The organism is Streptomyces sp. NPDC093085 (assembly GCF_040683935.1).
Classification (GTDB): Bacteria; Actinomycetota; Actinomycetes; order Streptomycetales; family Streptomycetaceae; genus Streptomyces.
This window is the reverse complement of the sequence record NZ_JBFBFB010000001.1, coordinates 1209904-1235682: the sequence shown is the minus strand read 5'-3', so window position 1 is coordinate 1235682 and position 25779 is coordinate 1209904. Positions and strand designations below refer to the sequence as shown.

25 protein-coding genes are annotated in these 25779 nt (G+C 73.8%); 10 read left to right on the top strand and 15 right to left on the bottom strand.

All coding sequences use genetic code 11. The features are described 5' to 3' along the window. Positions 1–46 precede the first annotated feature (46 nt). The 3 genes from AB0O07_RS05065 to AB0O07_RS05055 all read right to left on the bottom strand — a co-directional run bounded on the left by AB0O07_RS05065 (position 47) and on the right by AB0O07_RS05055 (position 4290). A complete protein-coding gene (locus AB0O07_RS05065; RefSeq protein WP_365626951.1) occupies positions 47–2245 on the bottom strand; it encodes an EAL domain-containing protein in 2199 nt (732 codons plus the stop codon). Further along, entirely contained in the window at positions 2242–3054 is an 813-nt protein-coding gene (locus AB0O07_RS05060; RefSeq protein ID WP_365626948.1) for an SAM-dependent methyltransferase, read from the bottom strand. Before AB0O07_RS05060 ends, AB0O07_RS05065 begins: the two co-directional genes overlap by 4 nt. Positions 3055–3318: 264 nt before the next feature. After that, complete coding sequence (locus AB0O07_RS05055) at positions 3319–4290, bottom strand: SCO0930 family lipoprotein (RefSeq protein WP_365626945.1); 972 nt, start codon at positions 4288–4290, stop codon at positions 3319–3321. Between the two features lie 756 nt (positions 4291–5046). Between AB0O07_RS05055 and AB0O07_RS05050 the strand changes: the two genes are divergently transcribed. The 3 genes from AB0O07_RS05050 to AB0O07_RS05040 all read left to right on the top strand — a co-directional run bounded on the left by AB0O07_RS05050 (position 5047) and on the right by AB0O07_RS05040 (position 6724). Then, positions 5047–5193, top strand: a complete 147-nt coding sequence (locus AB0O07_RS05050; RefSeq protein ID WP_365626942.1) for a hypothetical protein — start codon at positions 5047–5049, stop codon at positions 5191–5193. Between the two features lie 14 nt (positions 5194–5207). After that, positions 5208–5975, top strand: coding sequence for a hypothetical protein (locus AB0O07_RS05045; RefSeq protein WP_365626939.1), 768 nt, complete (start codon positions 5208–5210; stop codon positions 5973–5975). Between the two features lie 167 nt (positions 5976–6142). Further along, entirely contained in the window at positions 6143–6724 is a 582-nt protein-coding gene (locus tag AB0O07_RS05040; protein WP_365626936.1) for a hypothetical protein, read from the top strand. 175 nt (positions 6725–6899) lie between these two features. Here the strand turns inward: AB0O07_RS05040 and AB0O07_RS05035 are convergent, their stop codons facing one another. After that, positions 6900–7385: a hypothetical protein gene (locus AB0O07_RS05035; protein WP_365626933.1), complete on the bottom strand. Its 486-nt coding sequence runs from the start codon at positions 7383–7385 to the stop codon at positions 6900–6902. A 345-nt stretch (positions 7386–7730) separates the two neighbouring features. On the opposite strand from AB0O07_RS05035, the gene AB0O07_RS05030 reads away from it, so the two are divergent. After that, a complete protein-coding gene (locus AB0O07_RS05030) occupies positions 7731–8393 on the top strand; it encodes a class F sortase (protein WP_365626930.1) in 663 nt (220 codons plus the stop codon). Positions 8394–8473: 80 nt separating this feature from the next. On the opposite strand, the gene AB0O07_RS05025 is transcribed toward AB0O07_RS05030, so the two are convergent. Then, a complete protein-coding gene (locus AB0O07_RS05025) occupies positions 8474–9367 on the bottom strand; it encodes a polysaccharide deacetylase family protein (protein ID WP_365626927.1) in 894 nt (297 codons plus the stop codon). 237 nt (positions 9368–9604) lie between these two features. Here AB0O07_RS05025 and AB0O07_RS05020 point away from each other — a divergent pair, with 237 nt between their 5' ends. Together AB0O07_RS05020 and AB0O07_RS05015 are read left to right on the top strand one after the other, a co-directional pair. After that, positions 9605–11092 (top strand): hypothetical protein, encoded by a 1488-nt coding sequence (locus AB0O07_RS05020; protein ID WP_365626924.1) that lies wholly within the window; start codon positions 9605–9607, stop codon positions 11090–11092. 182 nt (positions 11093–11274) lie between these two features. After that, positions 11275–11733, top strand: coding sequence for a universal stress protein (locus AB0O07_RS05015; protein WP_365626921.1), 459 nt, complete (start codon positions 11275–11277; stop codon positions 11731–11733). 52 nt (positions 11734–11785) lie between these two features. Here the strand turns inward: AB0O07_RS05015 and AB0O07_RS05010 are convergent, their stop codons facing one another. Then, positions 11786–12973, bottom strand: coding sequence for a CapA family protein (locus AB0O07_RS05010; protein ID WP_365626918.1), 1188 nt, complete (start codon positions 12971–12973; stop codon positions 11786–11788). Between the two features lie 283 nt (positions 12974–13256). Between AB0O07_RS05010 and AB0O07_RS05005 the strand changes: the two genes are divergently transcribed. Further along, complete coding sequence (locus AB0O07_RS05005; RefSeq protein WP_365626915.1) at positions 13257–13796, top strand: sigma-70 family RNA polymerase sigma factor; 540 nt, start codon at positions 13257–13259, stop codon at positions 13794–13796. A 214-nt stretch (positions 13797–14010) separates the two neighbouring features. Then, positions 14011–14622: a hypothetical protein gene (locus tag AB0O07_RS05000; RefSeq protein ID WP_365626912.1), complete on the top strand. Its 612-nt coding sequence runs from the start codon at positions 14011–14013 to the stop codon at positions 14620–14622. Positions 14623–14673: 51 nt separating this feature from the next. Here AB0O07_RS05000 and AB0O07_RS04995 read toward each other — a convergent pair whose 3' ends face one another. The 4 genes from AB0O07_RS04995 to AB0O07_RS04980 all read right to left on the bottom strand — a co-directional run bounded on the left by AB0O07_RS04995 (position 14674) and on the right by AB0O07_RS04980 (position 18548). Next, entirely contained in the window at positions 14674–15864 is a 1191-nt protein-coding gene (locus AB0O07_RS04995; protein ID WP_365626909.1) for a histidine kinase, read from the bottom strand. Beyond that, positions 15861–17360, bottom strand: coding sequence for a cation acetate symporter (locus AB0O07_RS04990; protein WP_365626906.1), 1500 nt, complete (start codon positions 17358–17360; stop codon positions 15861–15863). The genes AB0O07_RS04995 and AB0O07_RS04990 overlap by 4 nt, the downstream gene beginning before the upstream one ends. Further along, the gene (locus AB0O07_RS04985) at positions 17357–17722 is read right to left on the bottom strand and encodes a hypothetical protein (RefSeq protein WP_365626903.1); all 366 of its coding nucleotides are present in this window, start codon (positions 17720–17722) and stop codon (positions 17357–17359) included. The genes AB0O07_RS04990 and AB0O07_RS04985 overlap by 4 nt, the downstream gene beginning before the upstream one ends. A gap of 76 nt (positions 17723–17798) precedes the next feature. Continuing rightward, positions 17799–18548, bottom strand: a complete 750-nt coding sequence (locus AB0O07_RS04980; protein ID WP_365626900.1) for a LytTR family DNA-binding domain-containing protein — start codon at positions 18546–18548, stop codon at positions 17799–17801. Between the two features lie 94 nt (positions 18549–18642). On the opposite strand from AB0O07_RS04980, the gene AB0O07_RS04975 reads away from it, so the two are divergent. Beyond that, positions 18643–19314: a zf-HC2 domain-containing protein gene (locus AB0O07_RS04975; protein ID WP_365626897.1), complete on the top strand. Its 672-nt coding sequence runs from the start codon at positions 18643–18645 to the stop codon at positions 19312–19314. A gap of 34 nt (positions 19315–19348) precedes the next feature. On the opposite strand, the gene AB0O07_RS04970 is transcribed toward AB0O07_RS04975, so the two are convergent. After that, positions 19349–20260: a DNA-formamidopyrimidine glycosylase family protein gene (locus AB0O07_RS04970; protein WP_365626894.1), complete on the bottom strand. Its 912-nt coding sequence runs from the start codon at positions 20258–20260 to the stop codon at positions 19349–19351. 175 nt (positions 20261–20435) lie between these two features. Here AB0O07_RS04970 and AB0O07_RS04965 point away from each other — a divergent pair, with 175 nt between their 5' ends. Next, a complete protein-coding gene (locus AB0O07_RS04965; RefSeq protein WP_365626891.1) occupies positions 20436–21170 on the top strand; it encodes an alpha/beta fold hydrolase in 735 nt (244 codons plus the stop codon). Positions 21171–21333: 163 nt separating this feature from the next. Here the strand turns inward: AB0O07_RS04965 and AB0O07_RS04960 are convergent, their stop codons facing one another. The 4 genes from AB0O07_RS04960 to AB0O07_RS04945 all read right to left on the bottom strand — a co-directional run bounded on the left by AB0O07_RS04960 (position 21334) and on the right by AB0O07_RS04945 (position 25745). Next, positions 21334–22185 (bottom strand): amidohydrolase family protein, encoded by an 852-nt coding sequence (locus AB0O07_RS04960; RefSeq protein ID WP_365626888.1) that lies wholly within the window; start codon positions 22183–22185, stop codon positions 21334–21336. A gap of 5 nt (positions 22186–22190) precedes the next feature. Beyond that, positions 22191–22502: an L-rhamnose mutarotase gene (locus AB0O07_RS04955; RefSeq protein WP_365626885.1), complete on the bottom strand. Its 312-nt coding sequence runs from the start codon at positions 22500–22502 to the stop codon at positions 22191–22193. Continuing rightward, a complete protein-coding gene (locus AB0O07_RS04950) occupies positions 22499–23500 on the bottom strand; it encodes an aldo/keto reductase (protein ID WP_365626883.1) in 1002 nt (333 codons plus the stop codon). Before AB0O07_RS04950 ends, AB0O07_RS04955 begins: the two co-directional genes overlap by 4 nt. A gap of 127 nt (positions 23501–23627) precedes the next feature. Then, positions 23628–25745 (bottom strand): SpoIIE family protein phosphatase, encoded by a 2118-nt coding sequence (locus AB0O07_RS04945; RefSeq protein ID WP_365626880.1) that lies wholly within the window; start codon positions 25743–25745, stop codon positions 23628–23630. Positions 25746–25779 lie beyond the last annotated feature (34 nt).

The following is a 25779-nucleotide window of genomic DNA, read 5'->3' as shown; positions in this document are numbered from 1 at the left end:
CGCTCGGGTCCGCCCCGCCCGGAAGCCGCGCCCCGGCCGGGGCCGCTCAGACCGCGTCCGCCAGCGAGAGCGTGTGGAGCCGCTCGGGCGGGCCGGGACGGGCGTAGTACCAGCCCTGTGCCGTGTCGCAGCCGATCTTGCGGAGCTGCTCCGCCTGCGCTCCGGTCTCCACGCCCTCGACCGTGACCGCCAGCTCCAGGCTGTGGGCGAGCGAGACGATCCCCTCGACGATCTTCAGGTCGACCGGGTCGGCCGGGTGCTGCTGCATGCCCTGGGTGAAGGAACGATCCAGCTTGAGGACGCTCACCGGCAGTCTGCGGAGATTGGCCAGGTTCGAGTAGCCGGTGCCGAAGTCGTCCAGCGCGATGTCCACGCCCATCTCGGCGAGCTGGCGGAGCGGTTTGAGCAGGTCCTCGTCGGCGCCGATGAGCGCCGATTCGGTGACCTCCAGGCAGAGCGAGCCCGGCGGCAGCCCGATCCGCTCCAGCACCTCGACGGTGTCGGCGACGAGCCCGGGGTGGTGGAGCTGGGTCGGCGAGAGGTTGACGTTGATCCGCAGCGGTCCGCCGAACGCGCCCTCGGGGAGCTCCTGCTGCCAGAACCGGGCCTGCCGTACGGACTGCTCCAGCACCCAGCGGCCGAGCGGCACGATCAGCCCGGTGTGTTCGGCGAGCGGGATGAACCGGTCGGGGCCGAGCACCCCGTGCTGCGGATGGGCCCAGCGCACCAGCGCCTCGGCGCCGTGCACGGTGCCGTCGTCGAGGTCCACCAGCGGCTGGTACTCGATGAAGAACTCGCCGCGCTCCAGGGCGGTCGGCAGCGAGGTGGTGAGCCCGTGCCGGGTGATGGCGCGCGCGTCGGCCTCCGGGTCGGCGACCTCGAAGCGGTTGCCGCCGGCGGCCTTGGCCCGGTACATGGTGATGTCCGCGCTGCGCAGCACCTCGGCGGCGCTCCGCCCGGCGGCCGGGCCCTCCACGATGCCGATGGAGCCGCGTACGGTGAACTCGCGTCCCTCCAGCCGGATCGGGGCGGCCAGCGCGCCCAGGATCCGGGAGGCCAGCTCGCTCACCCCGCTCGCGGTGGCGGGCCCGGTGGTGAGCGCGACGAACTCGTCGCCGCCGAGCCGGGCGACCATCTCGCCGGGGGCGGTGGCGCAGGACTGGAGCCGGTCGGCGACCTCGACCAGGAGCCGGTCGCCGGAGGAGTGGCCGAGGCTGTCGTTGATCGCCTTGAAGCCGTCGAGGTCGAGGTAGCAGAGGCCGAAGCGGGTGTCGTCGCCCGCCGAGAGGGTCTTCTCCAGGCGTTCGAAGAACAGCGTCCGGTTGGGCAGCCCGGTGAGGGCGTCGTGGGTGGCCTCGTACCGCAGCCGCAGATTGAGCAGCCGCCGCTCGGTGGTGTCCTCCATGAGGGCGAGCTGGTACTGCGGGGCGCCCTCGTGGTCGCGGAGGAGCGAGAGGGTCAGATTGGTCCACAGGACGGTGCCGTCGTTGCGGTAGAACGCCTTCTCGACCCGGAAGTGCTCGCGCTCGCCGCGCACCAGTTCGTCGTAGAGCCGCCAGACCCGGGGGGTGTCCTCGGGGTGGACCCACTCGCTCACGTTCCGGCTGCGGACATGGTGTTCGAGCCCGCCGAACATCTCGGTGAGGGTGTCGTTGACCTCCAGGACATTGCCGTCGAGGTCGGCGATGCCGATCCCGATGGCGGCGCCCTCGAACACCGCGTGGAAGCGGGCCTGGGTGGCGTGGAGCGCCTCGGCTGCTGCGCCGCGCGCGGCGAGCGCGGCACGGGCGACGGCCTCCTGCTCGGCGAGGGTGCGCTCGCGGAGCGCGTGGGCGTACCCGGCGGCCAGGGCGTGCTGGAGGCGGGCGCAGCGGGCGCGGCTCTCCTCGGCGGACTGCTCGGTGCAGCGGGCGGCGGGCTCCGTACCGCAGTAGAGGACGAGGTACGCGTCGATGACGCCGAGCGTGCGGCTCAGCGCCTCGGGGTCGGTGCAGTCGGCGGCGACCAGGGCGTGCCCGGCCTCGGTGGCGGGCGCGGTGTCGAACGGGCGGGCGTGCAGGGCTCCGCTCAGCAGGCGGGCCAGCGGCAGCAGGCGCTCCTCGAACTCGACGCGGGTGAGCGGGGCGGCCGTCGCCGGGAAGACCGCCCGGCTCCAGATCGTGGCGAACCGTCTGAGCCGGTCCTCGGGTCCGTCCGGGTCCACCGGCGCCTCGGTCCGCCCCGTCTGCCCCGGCTGCTCGCTCACGCCTTCCGTCCCACGCCGCAGAAGCCCGCATAGGCGTACGGATCCTCCTGCTCGGCGGGGGTGTCGGGGCGCCAGTCGGGCATGGAGACCACGCCGGGCTCGACCAGCTCGAAGCCGTCGAAGAAGCGGGTGATCTGTTCGCGGGTGCGCATCACCATGGGGCTGCTGGTCTCCGCGTAGACCTCGACGGAGCCCTCGGAGTCCTCAAGGGGGACGGGGAGGCCGTCGTGGGCGGCGTGGGTGATGGTGATGAGGGAGCCGGGGGCGAGCGCGTCGCGCAGCTCGGCGACGGCCCGGTAGGGCTGGTCCCGGTCGGTGAGGAAGTGCAGCACGAAGTGGAGGAGGAGCGCCACGGGCCGCTCCAGATCGAGCAGGGCGGCCGCCTCGGGGCTCTGGAGGATCTTGCGGGGGTCGCGGAGATCGGCGTTCACGACCTCGGCGCGGTCATTGCCTTCGAGAACGGCCCGGCTGTGGGCGACGGCGACGGCGTCGTGATCGACATAGAGGACCCGGGCCTCCGGGTCGAGCGCGGTGGCGACTTCGTGCACATTGCCGGAGGCCGGAATTCCGGAACCGATGTCGAGGAACTGCCGGATGCCCTGCGCGGAGGCGAATTCCACGGTACGGCGCATGAAGGCGCGGTTGGCTTTCATGATCTTGGGAAGTCCCGGTATGAACCCCATGGCGCGGCGGGCGGCCTCCCGGTCCACCTCGAAATTGTGCGAACCGCCCAGATAGTAGTCATACATGCGGGAAACGCTCGGCACCGAAATGTCGATGCCCTGCGGGGCCCAGGCGGGACGCTCCATCGATGTCTCCAACAAGTCGCCACGGTGTGCGGCCTGATAGCGGCCGGTTGTTCGAGCCGAGGCTACTGATCGACCGCCAAGAGAGCGAGCCCAAAGGGAAATTAGCGATCCGTTCTTGGTCACATTCAGTCGGCACGTGCATGTGGTCCGCCGCCGCACCGAGGAGTGCGACGGCGGACCAGGCCCTGTCCGGCCGATCTTCGCGGATCGGTCCGCGGAGATCGACCGGACAGGGCCTGGGGGCCGGAGGCGCGGCGTTGGGGACTACTCGGACGCTCCGACCAGCTTGTTGTCGGGCGAGACGGCGTACCAGGTGCCGCCCACGCCCTGCCCGTTGGTGTCACCGGGCTTCTTGTCGCCCGCGAAGGTGTAGATCGGCGAGCAGTTGAGGGTCTGCTGCTTGATGCCGTCGGGGCGGTCGAAGGTGACGAAGCCCTTGGTGGTGACGCCGTCCACGTCGTTCTTGTCGACGGGGGCGACGACCGGCCACTTGTCGAGGCACTCACCGGTGCACGCGGTCTTCATCGGCCACGCGGTGTCCTTGGTGAACCGGTAGACGGTCATGCCCTTCGCGTCGACGACGATGTCGCCGAGCTTCGGGTCCTTGCGGACGGAGAGGCCCGCCAGGTCGCCCGAGGGCTCCTTGGCCTCCTCGCCGCCGCCGGCGGCCGTCGGGGACGCCTTCTTGCCGTCGGGGGCGGAGGCGAACCAGGTGCCGCCCACGCCCTGGCCGTTGGCGTCGCCGGGGCTGGTGTCCTTGGCGTACCGGTACATCGGCCAGCCGTCGATGGTGAGCTGCTTGGTGCCGTCGGCGCGGGTGATCTCACCGAGCAGCGAGGCCTCCGTACCGGCGGCGGCCTTGGCGTCGCCCGCCGCCACGACGGGCCATGTGGTGGCGCAGTCGCCCTCGCAGTTGGACTTCGGCGGGGTGGGCGTGTCCTTGTCGAAACGGTAGAGGGTGAAGCCCTCGCTGTCGGTGAGCACCTTCCCGAGCTTCTTGCTGTCCCAGACGGCGAGCTGCCCCGCGGGCTTGGCGGCGGCGGCCGTGCCGGCCCCGGCCGCGGGGGCCCCGGCACCGGTGCCCGCGCCGTAGCCGCTGTCGGCGGCACCGGCCGGGTTGGCCGCGCCGACGGACTGTCCGTTGGTGTTCGTTCCCTGCTCCTGACCGCACGCCGTCGTCAGGGCCAGTACGGCCGCCGCGGTGGCCGCGAGCGAGGCGTTCCGCCAGGTGTTCATGTCAACTCCTGTTATCCATGGGCCGGTTGAGGCGCTTGGGTGCGCTGCTCATGGTCCTAAGTACGGAGCGGGGGTGGCGGATTGTTCAACGCGACCGGAAAAAACTTGCGAGGCGTGTTCCCACCGGTTCCAAATACCCCCTATCCGGGGGAATCCGCTCAACTTCCGGAGTGCCGGGGCCGGATGGGGAACAAGATCCTGGCCGTGCATGGATCGCTCGATGGATCACTCGTCGGACGGCTGGTCACGGCCGCCGCCCTTGTCTCGCTGTCGGCCGGCGTCCCGACGCCCGCCGCCGCGCACAGCTGCGCCTACGCCTCGGTCGGTACGGACGGTACGGGGTGGGTGGTGGCGGTGGCGGGCGGCGGCCACTGCCGGCCGACCCCGGCGCCGCCCCCACCCCCCGAGCCCCCGCCGAAGCCCCCACCGCCCCCGACTCCCCCACCGCCGCCTCCCCCGCCACCGACGCCGCCCGCTCCGCCCACACCCCCTGCCCCGCCGACACCTCCTGCTCCCCCCACCCCTCCCGCTCCCCCCGCTCCTCCGAAGCCGCCGGCTCCCCCGGCCCCGCCGAAGCCGCCGGTGGCCGCCCCGGAGCAGCCGCCCGCCGCGCCGCCCCGGCCCCGGCCGGTGGCCGTCGCCCCGGCGCCCGTGCGTCCCGTACCGCCGCCACCCGGGCCCCCGGCGCCCGCTCCGGCGCCGAGCCCTGCTCCCCGCCCGTCCCCGACCCCGTCCGCCACCCCCTCGCCGTCCCCCGTGGCGCGGCCCGCCTACCGCGCCGCGACCGCGGAGCCGCCGGGCTCCACCACCCCGCCGGTGATGCGGATGCTGCTGATCACGGCGCCCGCCGTGCTCGCCGTGGCCGCGCTCCGCCCCCGTACCCGTTCCCGCTCTTCCCGCTGATTCCCGGAGGTCCCATGTCGGACTGGCTCGTCCTAGGCATCGCGATGGCCGCGGCCTGCGCGGTCGTCCTCGCCATCGTCATCTTCCACAACCGGGGCGTCGACAAGGACGACGACGACCCCAACGAGATCCCCGGTGTCATGGACTACATGACGATGATGGTCGGCGTGGTCTACGCGATCGTCCTCGGTCTCGCGATCGCCGGCGTCTGGGAGGCCAGGGGCTCCGCCCAGGAGTCCGTACGCCAGGAGGCGCAGGCCCTCCACGAGATCCAGCAGCGGGTGCAGGTCTACCCCACGGAGGTACGGGAGCGGATCCGGGGCGACGTGGACACGTATGTCTCGTACGTCGTGCACACCGAGTGGCCGTACATGGCGCGCAACGAGACGCTCAGCGCGAAGGGCACCCAGCTCCTCGACAAGCTGCGCGCCGACGTCACCCGGTACGCGCCCCGCACCGACCTGGAGGGGCAGGCGTACCAGCCGCTCGTCGACCAGGTGGGGGTCGTCGACGATGCCCGGGGGGCGCGCGGGCAGAACGCGGGGGCGGTGATGCCGGGGATCGTCTGGTTCGGCCTCATCGTCGGGGCGGTGGTCACCGTGGGGCTGATCTTCCTGATGCGGATCCGGCGCACCCCGCGCGAGTTGCTGCTGGCCGGGGTGTTCAGTGTGCTGATCGCCTTCCTCCTCTTCCTCATCTGGGATCTCGACGCCCCGTACGGCCGGGGCATCGGCGCGACCACGGCGCCCTTCCTCGATCTCTTCCCGGGGATCGGCCACTGACCGGTGGTCAGATGCTCCGCCGCCCGGGGGACACCCGTGCCCCGTTCGCCCGTCAGCGATCGCGGCTGTGGTAGGGCGCTCCTAGCGTGACCGGTGTCGAGGCGCATGTACCGGTTCGGGCGGAAACAGGTTCCCCCGCTGCTCCTCGGGGACCCGGAGGCTTCACCATGCGCGCGATATGTGCCACGGCCGCCGCTCTGCTGGGAGTGGCCTCGCTCGCCCTGACGGCGCCCACGGCGACGGCGGCGGTGGACGGCGGCACCACGCCGTTCGGCTTCACCGTCACCCCCCGTACCGTCGGCCCGGGCGGGCGGGTGACGCTGGGCGTCACCAACTGCGCGACCTCCGCGACCGCCTCGTCCCCGGTCTTCGACACGGTGACGATCCCCTCGGGGCGTACCGCCGCCGCCACGGTGGACTGGGACGCCAAGCGGGGCGCGGTCTACCAGGTCTCGTTCTCCTGCAACGGGGCGACCGGACGGACCACCCTCACCATCGCCTCCGCGGCGGCCACCCCGGCGGCGTCCCGGGCGCCCACCGCCTCCCGTGCCCCGGCCACCTCCCGTGCCCCGGTGGTGGCGGCGACCACCGCCACGCCCGCCGGGGTACGGGGCGGTCTCGGCGGCAGCGTCGGGGGCGTCTCCACGGGCGAGCTGACGGCGGGCGCCGCGCTCGTGGCGGCGGCCGTGGCCGGCACGGTGTGGACCGTACGCCGGACGGTGCCGGGGGGCTCGCCCCGGGGCCACTGACCCGTCCCTGCCCCGTTGACCCGTTCCTCCGCCCACCACCGCGATCCCGCCGGAATCCACCATCGAAGTCCGTAGTCCGTCACCGAAGTCCGTCACCATCAGGACGCCCGTCGCCCCGAGCCGCACACCGGCTCGGGGCGACGGGCGTCCTGACCGTTCCCGGGGCGCCGTCCGGTCAGACGGTCGCGCCGCCCAGACGGCGGCGGCGGGTGAGGAAGAAGGCCCCGCCCACGGCCGACGTGGCGACCAGGCCGCCGCCGACCGCCATCTCGGTGGAGCTGGGACCCACCGAGCCGCCGAGCCCGCCGAGCGCGCCCCGCCCCTCCACCACCCGGAACTGGTGGGTGACGGTCCGCGGGTCGTCGCTGCACCGGACGGCCAGGTTGTAATGGCCCGGCGTGGTGAAGTCGTGGATCCGGGCCCGGGCCACCGAGTGGCCCGAGGAGTTGACGGACAGCTCGACCCGGGAGAAGGCGTTGGAGGTGACGGTGCCTCCGTGGCCGCAGCCGTCCACCCGGATGTGGAGCGTGCCGCCCCGGTGGACCTCGTAAGGGTTGACGGAGACATCGCGGGGGCCATTGGTGGCGCCGGCCAGCGGAGCGGAGAGCGCCACGGCCGCGCAGGCGGTCGCGGTCACCGCGAGAGCGCGTGAAGCACGCATCGTTGAACCTCCAGCGGAAGACGCCCCAAAGCGGCGCTCCGGGAAATTCGACGAGAACGCCTTCCATGACGAACCCTCACCGCGCAAGGCGGAATGCGCATGTCGACCCGGTGTGCACCGATACGCGACACGCCGTCAGATCGCCGCTCCGGCAGGGCGGAGCCGCAGGTCACGGAGTGTCAGAAGGTTTGTCGGCCGGATTACTCGGTTGGGGCGGCGGGCTCACTCGTCCGGCCGCGTCGGGACGTTCGGCGCGCACCCGGCGCCACCCGTTCGCCCCACTCCGATCGCCGCTCCACCGCTCCGCCCTTACCGTGCCCTGCAAGACGCCACGAAGGGAGAACTATGGGCCAGGACCGCTACGCCCCGGAGTCGAGGAAGCGCTCGCCCTGGGGCGTACTGGCTCTCGTCATGCTCACCGGGATCGCCCTGATGCGCAACGGTCTCGACACCCCGCTGGGCCCGCCGCAGCCGGCCTCCGCCGCCGCCCCGGTCAGCAGGCCCGACCCGGCCGCGCTGGCCACCTCGGCGCTGCCGGACGTCAAACCGCTGCCGTACGCCCCGATGTCCCGGATCCGCATCCCGGCGATCAAGGTGGACGCGCCGGTGATGGACGTGGGGCTCGACCCGGACGGCTGGATCGCCGCCCCGCCCCCGCAGGACCCCAATCTGGCCGGGTGGTACCAGAACGGGGTCTCCCCGGGGCAGCGCGGCACCGCCGTGGTCGTCGGCCATGTCGACAACCAGGCCGGGCCCACCGTCTTCTTCGGTCTGGGCGCGCTGGCGAAGGGGCGGCAGGTGGAGGTCGAGCGGTACGACGGGACGACGGCGCTCTTCGAGGTCTACGGGGTCGAGGTCTTCGCCAAGAACGACTTCCCCGGCTCCCGGGTCTACGGCGACACGGGCCATGCCGAGCTGCGGGTGATCACCTGCGGCGGCGGCTACTCCCGGAAGGGCGGGTACGACGGCAACGTCGTCGTCTTCGCCCGGCTGGTCGGCACCCGCTGACGGCAGGGGTACGGGGCCGGTCCCGGGGTGGGACCGGCCCCGTACTCATGGCGCCGTACGCGGGGCGCCACGCGTACGGTTCAGCGGTGCGGCACGGAGATCCGGTACCCCTCGTCGAGGAGCCGGGGCAGATAGCGGGGCAGCGCCGCCACGCTCTGGGAGCGGTCGCCGCCCGCGTCGTGGGAGAGGACGACGGTGCCGGGGGCCGCGCCGTCCAGGACCCGGCGGACGATGGTGGTGGTGCCGGGCTCGGTCCAGTCGAGGGTGTCGACGGTCCAGGCGAGCGGCTCCATGCCGAGTTCGGCGCCGAGTTCGAAGGTGTGCCGGTTCCAGGCGCCGTAGGGGGCACGGAACCAGAGCGGCGCGGCGCCGACGGTCTCCTCCACCACCTCGCTGGTCCGCTCCATCTCCCTGCGGGCGCGGGAGCGGGTGAGCTTGGTCATCTGGGGGTGGGTCCAGGTGTGGTTGCCGATGACATGGCCGTCGTCGGCGATCCGCCGCAGCAGGTCGCCGTTGTCCTGGACCATCTCGCCGCAGACGAAGAACATCGCGCGGACGTCGTGGGCGCGCAGGGTGCGCAGGATACCGGGGGTGTACCGGGGGTCGGGTCCGTCGTCGAAGGTGAGCACCATGGTGTGGCCCAGTTCCGGCAGTTCGAGGAAGGGCCGGTGGCGTACGGGGGGCAGGGCCCTGCCGAGGCCGGGGCGCACCCCTTCGGTGAGCGGCTGGATCCGGTAGGCGGCGGGGCGGCGGCCGAGTCCGGCGGGGGCTCCCGCGACACCGCGCCCCGGGACGCCGGGGCCGGGACCGGCGAGCGCCTGGATGTCGGGGTCGGGGGGTGCGGGCGGCCCGCCGGGGCGGCCGGGGGTGCCGGCCTCTCCCGCGGTCAGCAGCCGGGCGGAGACCGCGACACCGAGACAGGCGGCGATCCGCAGTACCCCGCGGCGCCCCAGAATCATCTGATCCTTTTTCATGACCAATGGTTCGTACGGCGGACGCTCCGCGCCGTAGACCAACACTGTTCGCGCCCGGGAAAACACCCGATGGGATGAGGCGAACGCGGGCGGGTCGACGCGGGTCCCACCCTAGTGCCCCTCCCGGCAAGCTTTGCCGATCGCGACACTAGCCCGCGTCCGCGCTTCTCCTTACGATCGACGCCGGCCGCGCGACGGCGCGTGGCTCCCGTACCTCCAGAGCCGAGGAGAGCACCCATGGACGACAGGCGCGGCAGAGCGCGGCGGAGCATCCGTCACCGGCGGGCCGGCCGGCCGCGCCGGTACGCGGCCCTGGCCACCGGTGCGGTGGGGGTGCTGGCCGCGACACTCCTCGGCCCGCAGGTCCCCGCCGCCACGGCCGCCGCCTCCTCCGCGACCGCGCCGATCGCCACCGCCTGCCCGGCGGAGCTGACGGCGGAGGCGACGTGTTACGCGGGGCGGGACGCCAACGGCGCCGGGTACACGATCGCCCTGCCCCGGAAGTGGAACGGCTCCCTGGTCGTCCACGCCCACGGCGGCCCCGACCTCGGCGCGGGCTCCGACCCCGCGCGGAGCGCCGGCGACCTGGCGCGGTGGTCGGTGATGGTCGAGGAGGGGTACGCGTGGGCCGGTTCCTCGTACCGGCGGGGCGGTTACGGCACCCGGATGGCGGCCGAGGACACCGAGAACGTACGCCGCGTCTTCGTGGCCCGGTTCGGCAGGCCCGCCGCCACCTTCGTCCACGGCCAGTCGTGGGGCGGCGATGTCGCCGCCAAGGTGGCCGAGATCTACGGTGCGGGACGGCGCGGGCCCTACGCGGGGGCGCTGCTCACCAACGGGGTGCTGGCGGGCGGTTCGCGCGGGTACGACTACCGGGTGGACCTGCGGGTGGTCTACCAGTACTACTGCCGGAACCTGCCGCGCCCCACCGAGCCCTCCTACCCGCTCTGGCAGGGGCTGCGCGCGGACTCGACGCTGACCACGGCGGGGCTGCGGTCGCGGCTGCGGGAGTGCACGGGGTACGACCTGTCCCCGGCCGAGCGCACCGCGCTCCAGCAGCGGAACCTGGACGACATCCTCGCCGTCACCCGGGTCCCGGAGCGGGCGCTGGAGTCGCATCTGCGGTTCTCCGTCTTCACCTTCCGGGACATCGTCCACCAACGGCTCGGCGGGCGTAACCCGTTCGGCAACCAGGGCGTCGTCTACTCCGGCTCGCACGACGACGCGGCGCTCAACGCGGGCGTCGAACGGTTCCGCCCCGACCCGACCGCGCTCCGCGACCTGTCCTGGGACAGCGATCTCACCGGCGCGGTCTCCATCCCCGTACTGACCCTGCACGCCATCGACGACCCGACGGCTTTCGTGGCCCATGAGGCCGCCTACCGGGCCACGCTGCGCGGCGCCCGCCGGGACGGGTACCTGGTGCAGAGCTTCACCGCCGAGAGCGAGCACAGCGGGCTGAGCGACGCGGAGTACGCCACCTCGATCCGCGCGCTGGACACCTGGGTCCGTACCGGCCGGAAACCCACGCCCGGCTCGCTCGCGGCCGACTGTCCCGCCCATGACCGCCGGTACGGCACCGGCTGCTTCTACCGGCCCGGGTATGTCCCCGCCCCGTACGCCACCCGGGTCAACCCACGCCCCGGCGGCCTCTCCTGGCCCGTGTTGACCGCCGCCCAGGAGCGGGCGCTGAGCCGGATCGAGGGGGTGGGCATCGCTCCCTGAGGGCGCCCTGAGCACGCCCTGAGAGCGCCCTGACGCACGCCTGGGGCGCACGCGGGGCGTGCGCCAGACGTGTGCCAGGCGTGCGTCGGGCGTGCGTGGGGCGCGCGGGCGGCACGGGGCCGGTCGACGCCCCGGCGGGACCCGCGCCGACCTGCGCCTCCGGAGCCGATACCCTGCGTGCCGTGACGCAGCAGCCAACCACATTCGAACGCGGTACCGACGGCCCGAAAGTGATCGTCGCCGGTATGGACGGTTCGCAGTCCTCCTTCCGCGCCGCGGCGTACGCCAGCGGTCTCGCCCGGCGCCAGAACGCGCTGCTGGCGATCGTCTATGTGCAGCCCGTGCTGGCCGCGGGCGCCTCGCTCGGTGCCCCGGTCGCCGAGACGACCGGGGAGATCGCCGAGGGGCTGGTGGCGGAGATCCGTGAGTCGGTGGAGCGGGTGAAGGACACCTGGAACGTGCGCTGGGAGTTCCACACCTTCCACGGGGACCCGTACAACGGGCTGGTCACGGCGGCCGACGAGCTCAAGGCGGACGCGGTGGTGGTCGGCGCATCGGAGTCGGCGGGGCACCGGTTCGTCGGCTCGGTGGCGGTACGGCTGGTGAAGGCGGGCCGCTGGCCGGTGACGGTCGTCCCGTAACCCCGGAGGGGCCCGCGCACGCCGCCCCAGGCCCCGCCGTCGGGCTCCCTTCTCAGCCGGCGGCCTCGGTCAGTCCGTCCTCGGCCGCGCCGCGCCCGAGCACCGCCTCGGTGATGGACTCCCTGGCCTCCCGGTAGTCGGCGCGGTCGGGGTCCTCGCGCAGAGCGCGCGGCAGACTGACCACCCGCCCGGAGGTGAGGTCCATGAGCTGCGGGACGAACTCGGCCTTCGTGACCCGCCAGCGCTGCCCGGGCGCGGCGGGCGGCGCGAAGGTGAAGCGGCCGATGGAGCCCTGGTTGCCCCGGCCGTCCTGGTCGCCCTCGTCGTTGGCCATGGTCCCGGCGATCTGGTCGCCCATCCCGTAGACGACCCAGGTTCCGTTGACCTTCTCGTACGCCTGCGGGACATGGGCGTGGGTGCCGAGGATCAGATCGATGTCGGGGCGGCCCCCGGTGCGGGCGGCGGTGAGCTTCTTGGCGAGCGTGAGCTGGTCCTCGTCGGGTTCGGTCTGCCACTCGGTGCCCCAGTGCAGGCTGACCACGACGACATCGGCGCCGGCCGCGCGGGCGGCGCGCGCGTCGGCGAGGATGCGGCGCTCGTCGATGAGGTTGACGGCCCAGGGCTGCCCGTCCGGCATCGGCTGGTCGTTGGTGCCGTAGGTGTACGAGAGCTGGGCGACCCGGGCGCCCCCGGCGGTCAGCAGGGCGGGGCGGCGCCCCTCGGCGGCGGTGCGGGCCGAGCCGGTGTGCTTCAGCCCGGCCTTGTCGAAGGCGTCGAGGGTGCGGCGCACGCCGTCGGCGCCGTCGTCCAGGGCGTGGTTGGAGGCGGTGGAGCAGGAGGCGTAGCCGGTGGCGCGGAGCCCGGCGGCGAGCTGGGGCGGGGAGACGAAGGCGGGGTAGCCGGAGAAGGGGCCGTCCGGTTCGCCGTACACCGTCTCGGTGTGGCAGATCGCCAGGTCGGCGGCGGAGACGAAGGGTTTCACCCCGGCGAGCATGGGGCGGAAGTCGTAGCCGCCCTCGTCGCCGTTCTCCTCGGCGGACTCGCCGGCCCAGTCGATGACGGAGTCGTGCGGCAGGACGTCGCCGGAGGCGACCAGGGTGAAGGCGCGCCGGGGGTCGGGGCCGTGGGCGCCGGAGGGGTGCGGCCCCGGGCGGTCCGCGGGGCCGGTGCAGGCCGCGGTGGTGGCGGCGAGGAGCAGCGCGGCGGCGGCCACGGCTCCCTGTCGGGTGCGCTGGGGCATCGAGCGGGCTCCGATTCCATGTGGTTCCTGCGGTTTTGATCAGATTCCAACCCCATGAATCCATATAGTCATATAAATAGATGTCAAGGAGCCGGGCCGACCGGGCGCGCGAATGGGGCCGAACGCCACCGTCCGACCGTTCACCGCACCGCTCGCCGCAGTGAGCGACCGCTCGTCGCAGATCTCGGTGCGCTCCCTGTCCCCCACGGGCCGCGATGGGTTCGGATACGGCAGGCGGCAGCGACCACCGCGACAGCGCACCCGACCGGAGAGGACGTCCACGATGACCACCGCCACGGCCCCCGAGACCACCGACGAGCAGGCCCTGACGGAGCTCCAGCGCGACCACGGACCCGCCCTGCTGACCTTTCTGCTGGGGCTGACCTACGGCGACCGGCAGCGCGCCGAGGACCTGCTCCAGGAGACCCTGGTACGGGCCTGGCTCCACCCGGAGGCGTTCGCCGCGCCCTTCGAGTCGATGCGGCCCTGGCTCTTCACCGTCGCCCGCCGGCTCGCCATCGACGCGCGCAGATCCCGGCTGGCCCGTCCCCCGGAGGTCAGCGACGGGGTCCTCGCCGCCACCGCCGACCCCGAGGACCGCACCGAGGGCACGGTCGCCGCGCTGGACGTACGCCAGGCGGTCCGGACGCTGAGCCATGAGCACCGCGCGGTGCTGGGCGAGATCTACTTCCGGGGGCTGAGCGTCAACGAGGCGGCCCGGTCGCTGGGCATCCCGCCCGGCACGGTCAAGTCCCGCTCGTACTACGCCCTGCGGGCTCTCTCCCGCGAGCTGCCAGGGTACAGCCGCGCCTCCCGCGCCTGAGGACGGAGCGCTCCGGGTACCCGTACAGGCGAACCGGAATCGGCCGTTCCATCGCCGGGTCCGCCCCACACGGACTCACCCGTCACAATCCGCCGCCGAGGGGCGCCGGATCCTGTCCTTCTGCCCCCGCGCGGCCGTCTCCGCCGGTTCAATGCTCCCTTAGGCCCTGTCGGAGCCAGACAGGCAGCGGGGCAGAAAGGCAGGCGGAAGAGCAATGCGTCCGGAACGTACCGAAGGAGCAGGCAGCGGCGGCCTTCTGGTGCCCATGGCTTGGATGTACGCCGAGTACATCGCCGACGAGTTGCTGCGCACCGGGGATCTCATGCCCCCGACGACACTGGAGTACCGGGCGGGGCGGGACGCGCTCGCCCTGACCATCTTTCTCTCCGACGGCGAGCCGGACGACCCGCGCGCCGTCGCCAGGCGGGAGGAGTGGCGCGCCCTGACGGCGTACGGCACCTCCTGGCGGGAGTGGGTCTGCGCGCGTCTCGATCTGCTGGAGGCGGCCGACTTCGAGTCGGACACCCGGGTCCGCGACCCCGATCTGGCGCTCGCCGGGGACGCCTGGCGGTGGCTGGAGGAGACGGAACTGCTCGCCCCGGACCTCGACGCGGCGGGCCCGCCCCCGGGGTGCGCGTTCCGTGCGGAGGGGCCGCAGGACGGGCCCCCGAGCGGCGGGACCGGCCGGCCCGGCCCTCCCGGGGAGTTCTCGGTCGAGTACGGCGGAGAGTTCGGGTACGGCGGAGAGGAGGAGGGGCCCCAGGTGTGGACGCCCGCCTGGCAGCTCGGGCTGCCGCTGGGCCATCTCTCGATCCACCTCTACTGACCACCACGGGCCGGCCGGGCCCCGCCCCCATCACCCCTGCACCGGCCCCGCTCAGGTGCCGTGCACCCCCGCGCGGTACTTGGGGACCCGTACCGTGATCTTCGTGCCGGCGCCGATCCCGGTCTCGATGACCAGGCCGTACGCGTCGCCGTAGACCTGGCGCAGCCGCTCGTCCACATTGAGCAGCCCGATGCCGGTGGAGGCGTCGCCCTCGCCGCGCAGGATCCGGCGGAGCCGCTCCGGGTCCATCCCGACCCCGTCGTCCTCGATCACCACCTCCGCCTCGGCGCCCGCGTCGAGCGCGCTGATGGTGATCCGGCTGGTGGTGACGGCGCCTTCGAGACCGTGTTTGACGGCGTTCTCCACGAGCGGCTGGAGACAGAGGAACGGCAGGGCGACGGGGAGGACTTCGGGGGCGATCTGGAGGGTGACGGAGAGCCGCTGGCCGAACCGGGCCCGTACCAGGGCCAGATACTGGTCGATGGAGTGCAGCTCGTCGGCGAGAGTGGTGAACTCGCCGTGCCTGCGGAACGAGTAGCGGGTGAAGTCCGCGAACTCCAGGAGGAGTTCGCGGGCCCGCTCCGGGTCGGTTCGGACGAACGAGGCGATCGCGGCGAGCGAGTTGAAGATGAAGTGCGGGGAGATCTGGGCCCGCAGCGCCTTGATCTCCGCCTCGATCAGCCGGGTGCGGGAGCGGTCCAGCTCGGCGAGTTCGAGCTGGACGGAGACCCAGCGGGCCACCTCCCCGGCCGCCCTGGCGAGTACGGCGGACTCGCGCGGCGCGTAGGCGATCAGGGTGCCGAGCACCCGGTGGTCGACGGTGAGCGGGGCGGCCACCGCCCAGCGCAGCGGGCAGTCGAGGTCGTCGCAGGTGGCGCGGAAGGCCGTACCGCGCCCGCTGGCGAGCAGCCCCTCGACGCGCTCCCTCGCGTGCGCGGCGTGGTGCTCGCCGCGCCCGTCCCAGGCGAGCACCCCGTCCCGGTCGGTGAGACAGAGCGCGTCGGTGCCGAGCAGGGAGCGGAGCCGGGGCGCGGCCCTGCGGGCGGACTCCTCGGTGAGGCCGGCCCGGAGCGGGGGCGCGGCGAGCGAGGCGGTGTGCAGGGTCTCGAAGGTGGCGTGCTCGACCGGGGTGCCGACATCGCTGGTCCGCTCGGGGCGGGCGGTCCGGCGGCCGAGGACGAAGCCGCCCGCGAGGAGCAGCGGGCCGAGGACGATCAGCACGGCGAGGGCGGCGGGGCTCATCGGGGACCTCCGGAGGTCTCCCGGCCGCCCGGCATCAGGGTCTCCGGGAGGTGGAAGCGGGTCATGGCGGCGTTGGTGCCGGACGGTATCCGGCCCTGGGTGGCGAGCGAGACCAGGATCATCGCGAGGAAGCCGACCGGTACCGACCAGACGGCGGGCCAGGCGAGCAGCGCGTGCGGCCAGCCGGAGCGGACCGCCCCGGTCACGGTGATCACGGTGGCGGCGAAGGCGAGCCCGCCGCCGAGCAGCAGTCCGGCGATGGCGCCGGGCGGGGTGAGCCGCCGCCACCAGATGCCGAGCACGAGCAGCGGGCAGAAGGAGGAGGCGGAGACCGCGAAGGCCATGCCGACGGAGTCCGCCACCGGGATGCCGCTGACCACCAGGGAGCCGCCGAGCGGGACGGCGACCGCGAGGGGGGTCGCCAGCCGGAAGTTCCGTACCCCCCGGGAGGGCAGCACATCCTGGGTGAGCACCCCGGCGACGGCCGTGGTCAGCCCGGAGGCGGTGGAGAGGAACGCGGCGAACGCCCCGCCCGCCACCAAAGCGCCCAGCAGTTGCCCGCCGAGCCCGCCGACCGCGCGCTCCGGGAGGAGCAGGACGGCCGCGTCGGCATGGGCGCCGTACGGGAGTTCGGGCACGTAGAGCCGGCCCAGCGCGCCGTAGACGGGGGGCAGCAGATAGAAGGCGCCGATCAGCGCCAGGACGACGACGGTGGTGCGGCGGGCGGCCCGGCCGTTGGGGCTGGTGTAGAAGCGGACGACGACATGGGGCAGCCCCATCGTGCCGAGGAAGGTCGCCACGATCAGCCCGTATGTCGCGTAGAGCGGGTGGTCGGCGCGGCCCGCGAGGTCGCCCGCCATGTCGAGCTCCACGGCGGGCCGGCCGTCGCCCTGCCAGGCCAGCAGCAGGAAGCAGGCGGGCACGAGCAGCGCGGTCAGCTTCAGCCAGTACTGGAACGCCTGGACGAAGGTGATGGAGCGCATCCCGCCCGCCGCTACGGCCACCACCACGACCAGCGAGACGAGCACCCCGCCGAACCAGTCGGGCGCGCCGGTGAGGATCTTCAGGGTGAGCCCGGCGCCCTGGAGCTGGGGGACGAGGTAGAGCCACCCGGCGCCGACCACGAAGACGCTGACCAGCCGCCGTACCGCCCGCGACTCCAGCCGCCCCTCCGCGAAGTCCGGCAGGGTGTAGGCGCCGGAGCGGCGGAGCGGGGCGGCGACGAAGACCAGCAGGACCAGATAGCCGGCGGTGTAGCCGACCGGGTACCAGAGCATGTCGGGGCCGTGCAGGAGCACCAGCCCGGCGACGCCGAGGAAGGAGGCGGCGGAGAGGTACTCACCGCTGATCGCGGCGGCGTTGAGGGCGGGCCCGACGGTGCGGGAGGCGACGTAGAAGTCCGAGGTGGTACGGGAGATACGGAGCCCGAAGCCGCCGACGAGGACGGTGGCGAGGACGACGAAGGCGATCGCCGCCGCCGGATAGCTCAGGGTCACGGAACGGGCCGGTCCTTCACCAGCCGGGCGAAGTCGCGCTCGTTCCGCTCGGCGCGCCGCACGTACCACCAGGCGAGCAGGGTGAGCAGCGGGTAGGCGGCGAAGCCCAGCACGACCCAGACGGCGGTGGCGTCCCGGAGCGTCGCGAAGGCGAGCGGCAGGGTGCCGGCGACGACCGCGAGGAGGGCGAAAGCGGTGAGCCCGGCCCGGAGCTGGCTCCGCATCAGGGAGCGGACATACGCGTCGCCGAGCGCGGTCTGCTCGGCGATCTCGGCCTGGGCCCGGTAGCGCGGCAGCGGCCGGACCCGCCGGGGCTCCCCGGTGACGACCTCGCGGCGCGGCGGCGCCGGCTCTCCCGCCATCGTCCCCGCCTCTCCGCCGTACCGCAGCTCGCGCCCGGAGTGTACGCAGCCGGGTGATCCGAGCGGAAGGCCCTGGTCAGCGACGGGTCTGTCGCATCAGCAGATCGCGGAGGGCGCGGGCGTGGCGGCGGCTGACGGCCAGCTCGGCCGCGCCGACCCGGACGCTCATGGCGCCCGCGTCGAGCCGCATCTCGTCGATGCGGGCCAGGGCGACGAGATGGCGGCGGTGGATCCGGACGAACCCGCGCGCCCGCCACCGCTCCTCCAGGGTGGTGAGCGGGATCCGGACGAGATGGCTGCCGGTGGCGGTGTGCAGCCGGGCGTAGTCGCCCTGCGCCTCCGCGTAGGTGATGTCGTCGACGGCGACGAAGCGGATCACACCGCCGAGTTCGACGGCTATCTGGTCGGCGGGCGGGGCGGCGTGCGGGGTGCGCTCCCCCACCAGTTCGGCGACCCGGCGGACCGCCTCGGCCAGCCGCTCCCTGCGGACCGGCTTGAGGACGTAGTCGACGGCCTTCAGGTCGAACGCCTGGACGGCGAAGCCCTCGTGGGCGGTGACGAAGACGATCAGGGGCGGCTCGGCGAACCCGGCGAGGAGCCGGGCGACATCGAGTCCGCTCAGCCCGGCCATGTGGATGTCGAGGAAGACGACATCGACGGCGGACCGGTCGTCGGGGCCCGCGTCGAGGGCGGCGCCGATCGCGCGCAGCGCCTCCGTCGCGCTGGTGGCGCCGTCGGCCCGCAGGATCCGCGGATCGGCCCTGAGCAGGTAGAGCAGCTCCTCCAGGGCCGGTTCTTCGTCGTCCACAGCGAGTACGCGCAGCATGACGCCGGAGTGTAAGGGGCGGAGTGTAAAGGGTCGAACGGGGTTGTACGGGGTTGTCTTGAGTGATTCGCCGCTCCCCTGCGTACCAGACACCATGCGGACCTTGGACCTCCATCGCGATGTCGGCGCCTATGCACTGGGCGTGCTCGACGCCGCGGACGCCTTTCGCTTCGAGGATCACCTCATGGAGTGCCCGCAGTGCACCCTCTCCCTGGGTGACTTCGGCGGGGTGAAGAAACAGCTCGACCTGTACGCACGGCAGACCCCGGCCGGGGTGGCGCCGGTCGTCGTCGCCGGGCCCGAGATGCTCTCCCGGCTGCTCGGGCGCACGGCGGAGGGCCGCCGACGCAGCCGCAGGCGGCGGCTGGCGCTGGTCGCGGTGGCGGCGGCGCTGGTGCTGGGCGGCCCGCTCACCGTCCTCGGGGTGGCGCGGACGACGGCCGTGCCGGCGCCCCCGGCGGGCACCACCCAGCAGTGGAGCGCGTCGGACGGCACCACGGGGATGGCGGCGACGGTGACGATGACGGAGACCGACTGGGGCGCGAACATCCGCCTGGAGATGGTGCGGCCCGCCGTCGACGGGGTCTGTTCGCTGCTCGCGATGGGCGTGGACGGCTCGGAGGAGACGGTGACGACGTGGGCCTGCCACGCGCGGGACGACGGGCCGATGGCCACCCGGGGCGGCGCTTCGATGTTCCCCGACCGGATCCACCACTTCGAGGTACGGGCGAACGGGCAGGTCCTGGCCCGGATCGGCGGGAGCTGACGCCCGCGCCCGTACCGTGCCCCTCCTGTCCCGGCTACTTGAGCAGCCGGGACATTCTGCGGTCGGCGAGCGGTTTCCCGCCGGTCTGGCAGGTGGGGCAGTACTGGAGCGAGGAGTCGCTGAACGAGACCTCCCTGATGGTGTCCCCGCAGACCGGGCACGCCTCGCCGGTGCGGCCGTGCACCCGCAGACCGGCCCGCTTCTCGGCCTTGAGGCGGCCGGCCGCTGTGCCGCGCGAGCGCTCGACGGCCTCGCCGAGGGTGGTGCGCAGCGCCTCGTAGAGCCCGGTGATCTCGTCGTCGGTGAGGTTCGGCACCGGCTTGTACGGGGACATCCGCGCGGCGTGCAGGATCTCGTCGCTGTACGCGTTGCCGATGCCCGCGATGATCCGCTGGTCCCGCAGGACGCCCTTGATCCGGCCGCGCTCCCCGCCGAGGAGCGCGGCGAACGCGGCCCGGTCGAAGGCGGGGTCGAGCGGGTCGGGGCCGAGCCGGGCGATGCCGGGGACTTCGGCGGGGTCGCGGACCACATGGACGGCGAGGCGCTTGGTGGTGCCCGCCTCGGTCAGGTCGAAGCCGTCGCCCTCGGCGAGGACGGTCCGCCAGGCGAGCGGCCCCTTGCCGGGGCGGGGCGGGGCGCCGGAGAAGGCGTCGTGCCAGCGCAGCCATCCGGCGCGGGCGAGGTGGACGGCGAGATGGAGCCGCGCCTCCCCGGCCTCCCCGGCGTCCCTGGCCTTCCGGGTGCCGGACGCGGGCCGCGTGACGATGTCGAGGTACTTGCCGTGGCGGGCGACGGCGGTGACCGTGGCGCCTTCGAGCGCGGTGGCGGGCGGGTCGTACGTCTTGAGGACGTTGACCGTCAGGGGCAGGACACGGACGATCTCCTTGCCGACCAGATGGCCGTCGAGGAAGGCGCGCAACGCTTCGACTTCGGGTACTTCCGGCATCTTTCCAGCGTGCCGCAGCGCCGCCGGGAACGCCCGGTGAGGTTCCCTCCGTTGTACGGGTGATCCACGGCACACCGGGGATCCGGAGGCATCCGGAGCCGCCGCGGCTCCGAATGGTCCGGGAAGGGGCGTCCGTGACCGGGTTCCCCGCCCGCCCGCAGGAAGGAAGGCCCACGTGCCCGTACGCGAACGGCGAGCCGCCGTCCGGCCCGCCCTTGTCCTCGACCGGACCGCCGCGCGCCCCCGCGCCGTGGTCCTGCTGCTGCACGGCGGCCGTTCGGAGAGCGAGCGCCCGCCCACCCGGCTCAATCTGCCGGGGGTACGGATGCGGCCGTTCACCCGCGCGGTGCTCCGCGCCACGGAGGGGCAGGACGTGGTGGTGGGCCGGGTCCGCTACCGGTACCGGGGGTGGAACGGGGGGCGCGCCGACGCCGCCAGGGACGCCCGGCGGGCCCTGGACGAGCTGGAGCAGTTGGTGGGGCCGGTGCCGGTGGTGCTGGTGGGGCACTCGATGGGCGGCAGGGCGGCGCTGGCCGCCGCCGCCAACGAGCAGGTCACCGGGGTGGTGGGGCTCGCCCCGTGGTGTCCGCCGGAGGATCCGGTGGACCATCTCGCGGGCCGCCGGGTGGTGCTGCTCCACAGCGACCACGACCGGGTGACGGACCCCCGGGAGAGCGTGGCGCTGGCCGCGCGGGCGCGGGCGGCGGGGGCCGAGGCGTGCGCCGTGCTCCTCCCCGGCGGCGACCACGCGATGGTGCGCCGCGCGGGCGTCTGGCACCGGCTGGCGACCGCCTCGGTCACCGCGCTCCTCGGCCTGGGCCCGTTCCCCCCGGAGGTGGCGGACGCCTTCCGCCGTACGGCCGGCGAGGGCTCCACGGGCGAGACCACGGACCCGGCCCGGCACGTCTGACCGTCGGCCCGGACGGGACCGGGCCCGCCCGGCGATCCCGGAGACCCGTCCTGTCGTACGCGGGCGTCGGTGGCGTCCGGTGACGCCTCGGGCGCCCCGGCTCGCGCGGCCGCGCGGGTGGTCCGTCGCTCGGCGACGGACCGCGCCCGGGGACAGCCCTCCCTCAGAGCCGGTAGACGCGGCGCGCCGTGGTGCCCAGGACGGCGGCGCGTTCGGCGGGCGCGAGGCCGTCGGTGACCGTGCGCGCGGCGGCCAGGACCTCGCCGTATGTGGCGGCCAGCCGGCAGACCGGCCAGTCGGAGCCGAACATCAGCCGCTCGGGCCCGAAGGCGTCGAGCGCGGTCCCGGCGTACGGGCGCAGGTCCTCGGCGCTCCAGGAGTCCCAGGCGGCCTCGGTGACCAGCCCGGAGAGCTTGGCGGCCGTGTTCGGCAGGGCGGCCAGCGCCCGCAGCCGGTCCGCCCAGGGGGCGGTGCGCCGCTCGGCGACGGGCGGTTTGCCGAGGTGGTCGAGGACGAAGGTGAGCTCCGGCAGCCGCCGGGCCGCCTCGACCGCCGAGGGGAGCTGGTGCGGGCGTACCAGCAGGTCGTACGTGAGCCCCGCAGCCGCGACGGCGGCCAGGCCGCGCACCACCTCGGGGCGGAGCAGCCAGGCGGGGTCGGCCTCGCCCTCCACGGGGTGGCGGATACCGACGAGCTTGTGGCCGCCGGGCAGGGCCTTCAGCTCGGCGAGGGTGTCGGCGACGCCGGGCGCGGTGAGGTCGGTCCAGCCGACGACCCCGGCGACGAGGCCGCTCCCGTCGGCGAGGGCGAGGAACTCGGGGGTCTCCTCGGCGACCGGCACGGTCTGGACGAGGACCGTGGCCCCGACCCCGGCGCTCCGCGCCTCCTCGGCGAGTTCGGCCAGGGCGAAGTCGCGGCGGATGGGGTCCATCGCGGCCCCGGCCATCCACTCCTGGGGGCGTACGGAGAGGTCCCAGACATGGTGGTGGGCGTCGACGACGGTGGCGGGGAGCATCGGCCTCACAGCTCCCAGACCACGGGGAGCCCGGCGTCCGCGCCGCCCTCGGAGTAGTCGTGGACGACGTCGAGGAGCTCGGCCATCCGGGCCTGCCAGGCGATGTTGACGGGCAGTCGGTCCAGGGCGGCGAGCAGGGCCGCGTAGTCGGCGCACTCCAGCAGGTGGAAGAGGTCGGTGCCGCTGCGCCAGATGGTCCAGGAGGTGGCGCCCGCTTCCCGGATCGCGGCGGTGAGTTCGGCGGGCACCTCGCGGTGGGCCTCCTCGTACGCCTCGATCCGGTCGGCGCGGACCTTGGTGTGCAGGGCGACTCTCATGCGGGGGCTCCGTTCTCGGTGAGCAGTCCCTCTGCGCGCAGTTCGGCCCAGAGGTCGTCGGGGAGGGGCTGTGCGGCGAGCGCGGCGGCGTCCCGTACCTCGTCGGCGGAGCGGGTACCGACGAGCACACTGGCGACGGCGGGATGGCGCAGCGGGTAGTGGAGGGCGGCGGCGCGCAGCGGGACCCCGTACCGCCGGGTGACGGCGTCCATCCGCAGCGCGCGGTCGACCAGGGCGGGCGGCGCGGCGGCGTAGTCGTACGGGGCGCCCGGGCGCGGGTCGGCGAGCAGCCCGGAGTTGAAGACCCCGCCGACGACGACGCTCCGGCCGCGCGCGGCGGCCTCGGGGAGGAGTTCGGCGAGCGCGGAGTGGTCGAGGAGGGTGAAGCGTCCCGCGCAGAGCACGACATCGGTGTCGGTCTCCCGCAGGAAGCGGGTGAGCAGCGCGGTCTGGTTCATGCCCGCGCCGATGGCGCCGACGGTCCCTTCGGCGCGCAGCCGCTCCAGCGCGGGGTACGCCTGGGTGAGGGCCTCTTCGGCGTGGTCGTCGGGGTCGTGTACGTAGACGATGTCGATCCGGTCGAGGCCGAGCCGGGTCAGGCTCTCCTCGATGCTCCGGTACACGCCGTCGGCGCTGAAGTCCCAGACCCTGTGGTGGGTGGCGGGGACGGCGAAGCCGTGGCCGAGGTCGTCGGGGAGGGGGCCGGGCGCGGTACCGGCGCCGGGGACGGGGGCGAGGAGCCGGCCGACCTTGGTGGAGAGGGTGTACGTGTCCCTGGGGCGTTCGCGCAGCGCCGCGCCGAGCCGCCGTTCGGAGAGGCCGAGGCCGTAGTGGGGCGCGGTGTCGAAGTACCGGATCCCGGCGTCCCAGGCGGCGTCGACGGCCGCGCGGGCGGCCTCGTCGGTGACGGGGGTGTAGAGATTGCCGATCCCGGCCGCCCCGAAGGAGAGTCCGGTGACCGTGACGGTGCCCCCGGTCCCGAGCGTGGTGTGCCGCATACCCTGCCGCCTCCTCTGTGCCGACGTGTGGACGTCGTCGATCACCGATGAATATTCATCGGATGACTGAGGACGTCAACACCCTTATGCCCGCCACAGAGGAATTTTTCGGTCCGATCTGTCCGACCTATCGGCTTCCCGGACGCTCCGTACGCTCCGTACGCTCCGGTACGACGAATTCGCACCACACGCACTTGCCGCTGCCCCGGGACTCCACGCCCCAGTCGTCGGCGAGCTCGTCCACCAGGAGCAGTCCGCGCCCCGAGACCCCGGACTCGCCCGCCTCGCGGCGGTGCGGCAGGGCGCTCGACCCGTCCTCGACCTCCACCCGCAGCCGCCGGCCGGCCTCCCGCGGCCCCGGCGGCTCCGTACGGGGGACGACGCGGACCACCACGCCCGCGCCGCCGCCGGTGTGCACCAGGGCGTTGGTGATCAGCTCGTCGGCGGTGAGTTCGATCGCGTCGGAGCGCTCCCCGGCGCCCCAGGCGGTGACCGCCGCCCGGATCATATGGCGGGCGGTGGCCAGCCCCTCGGCGTCGCCCGGGGCGACCTGCCGGTAGAGCCGGCCGCCGGAGCGCGGGGCGCGGGTGCCGTCGCGGCGCAGCAGCAGGACGGCGACATCGTCCTCGCCGCCCCGCGCGTCCACCACCTCGCAGAGCCGGTCGGCGAGGTGCTGGAGCTCCCGGGGACCGTCCCTGACCAGGGTGGCGAGGAGCAGCATCCCGTCGTCGAGGTCGGCGCCCGGCTGCTCCACGAGGCCGTCGGTGTAGAGCAGCAGGGTCTGCCCCGGGTCGAGTTCGACGGTCTCGACCGGGTAGTCGAGCCGGCCGAAGGCGGCGGAGAGGCCGAGCGGCATCCCGCCGGGGAGCGGCACCCGGCGGCAGCTTCCGTCGGTGTCCCTGAGCAGCGGGTCGACATGGCCGGCCCGGACGAGCTGGACGACCCCGGTGGTCAGGTCGGCCTCCGCGTAGGTGCAGGTCGCGAAGCGGTCGGTGTCCAGTTCATGGAGGAAGACCGAGGCGCGGGCCATGACGGTGGCGGGCTCGTGGCCCTCGGCGGCGTACGCCCTGAGCACGATCCGGAGCTGCCCCATCACGGCCGCGGCGTGGGTGTCATGGCCCTGGACGTCCCCGATGACGGTGCCGACCCGGCCGCCGGGGAGCGGGATCACGTCGTACCAGTCGCCGCCGATCTCCCGGCCGAGCCGCGCGGAGCGGTACCGTACGGCGATCTCGGCGCCCGGTACGGCGGGGATCCGGCGCGGCAGCATCGCCTGCTGGAGCCCTTCGGCGAGGTCGTGGTCCTGTTCGAAGAGGACGGCGCGCTGGAGGCTCTGGGCGATGCCGCTGCTGAGGGCGACGAGGAGGTTGCGGTCCTCGGCGGTGAAGCCGTTCTTGTCGTGGTAGAGCAGCCCCAGCGCCCCGATGGGCCGCGACTGGGCGATCAGCGGCAGATAGGCGGCGGCGTTGATGCCGAGGCCGTCGATATGGGGCCAGAGGGTCGGGTAGCTCTCCGCGAACTCCTGGGCCGACTCGATGAAGCGGGGGGTGAGGGTGCGGACCACGTCGCTCATCGGGTACGCCTCGTCGGTGCGGGTGACCCGGGTGCCGGGCACGTAGGAGCCCTCGGGGCCCTCGGCGACGAGGTGGATACGGCCCGCGTCGACCAGCCCCATGACCAGGCTGCTGGCGCCGAGGTGGGCGAGGCCGTGGGAGTGCTTGAGCACGTCGATGACGTCCTGGACGGTCCTGGCGTGGGCGAGCGCGGCGGTGGTGGACTCGACGACCCCGGCGCCGATCCGGCGGGCCGCGCCCAGCTCCTGGCGGGCGGCGGAGTCGGCGAGTTCCCTGGCCGCGTCGCGGACCACCCCGATCACCCGGTGCGGGCGCCCGGTGGCGTCGCGGCGGATGACGCCCTGGGTGTGGGTCCACCGCAGGGTGCCGTCGCGGTGCCGGATCCGGAAGTACGCGCCGAACCCCTCGCTGCCGTCCCGCAGCGCCCGGGCGACCAGGTCGTCCAGCCGGATCGACTCGACGGGCGGGACCCGGGGCGCCAACTGCTCGGGGCGCTCGTCGTACGCGTCGGGGTCCAGGTCGAAGACGCTCAGCGCCAGGGCGTCGAGATGGAGCCGTCCGCTGTCCAGGTCCCAGTCGAAGGTGCCCATCCGGTTGAGGGACAGGCTGGTGCCGGCGTGGGCGGGCCAGTCGTCGGGGAGCGACAGGGGACCCGCTGCCCGTTCAGCCATGTGGACACTCTGTCATCATTTGTCGGATTCTTCG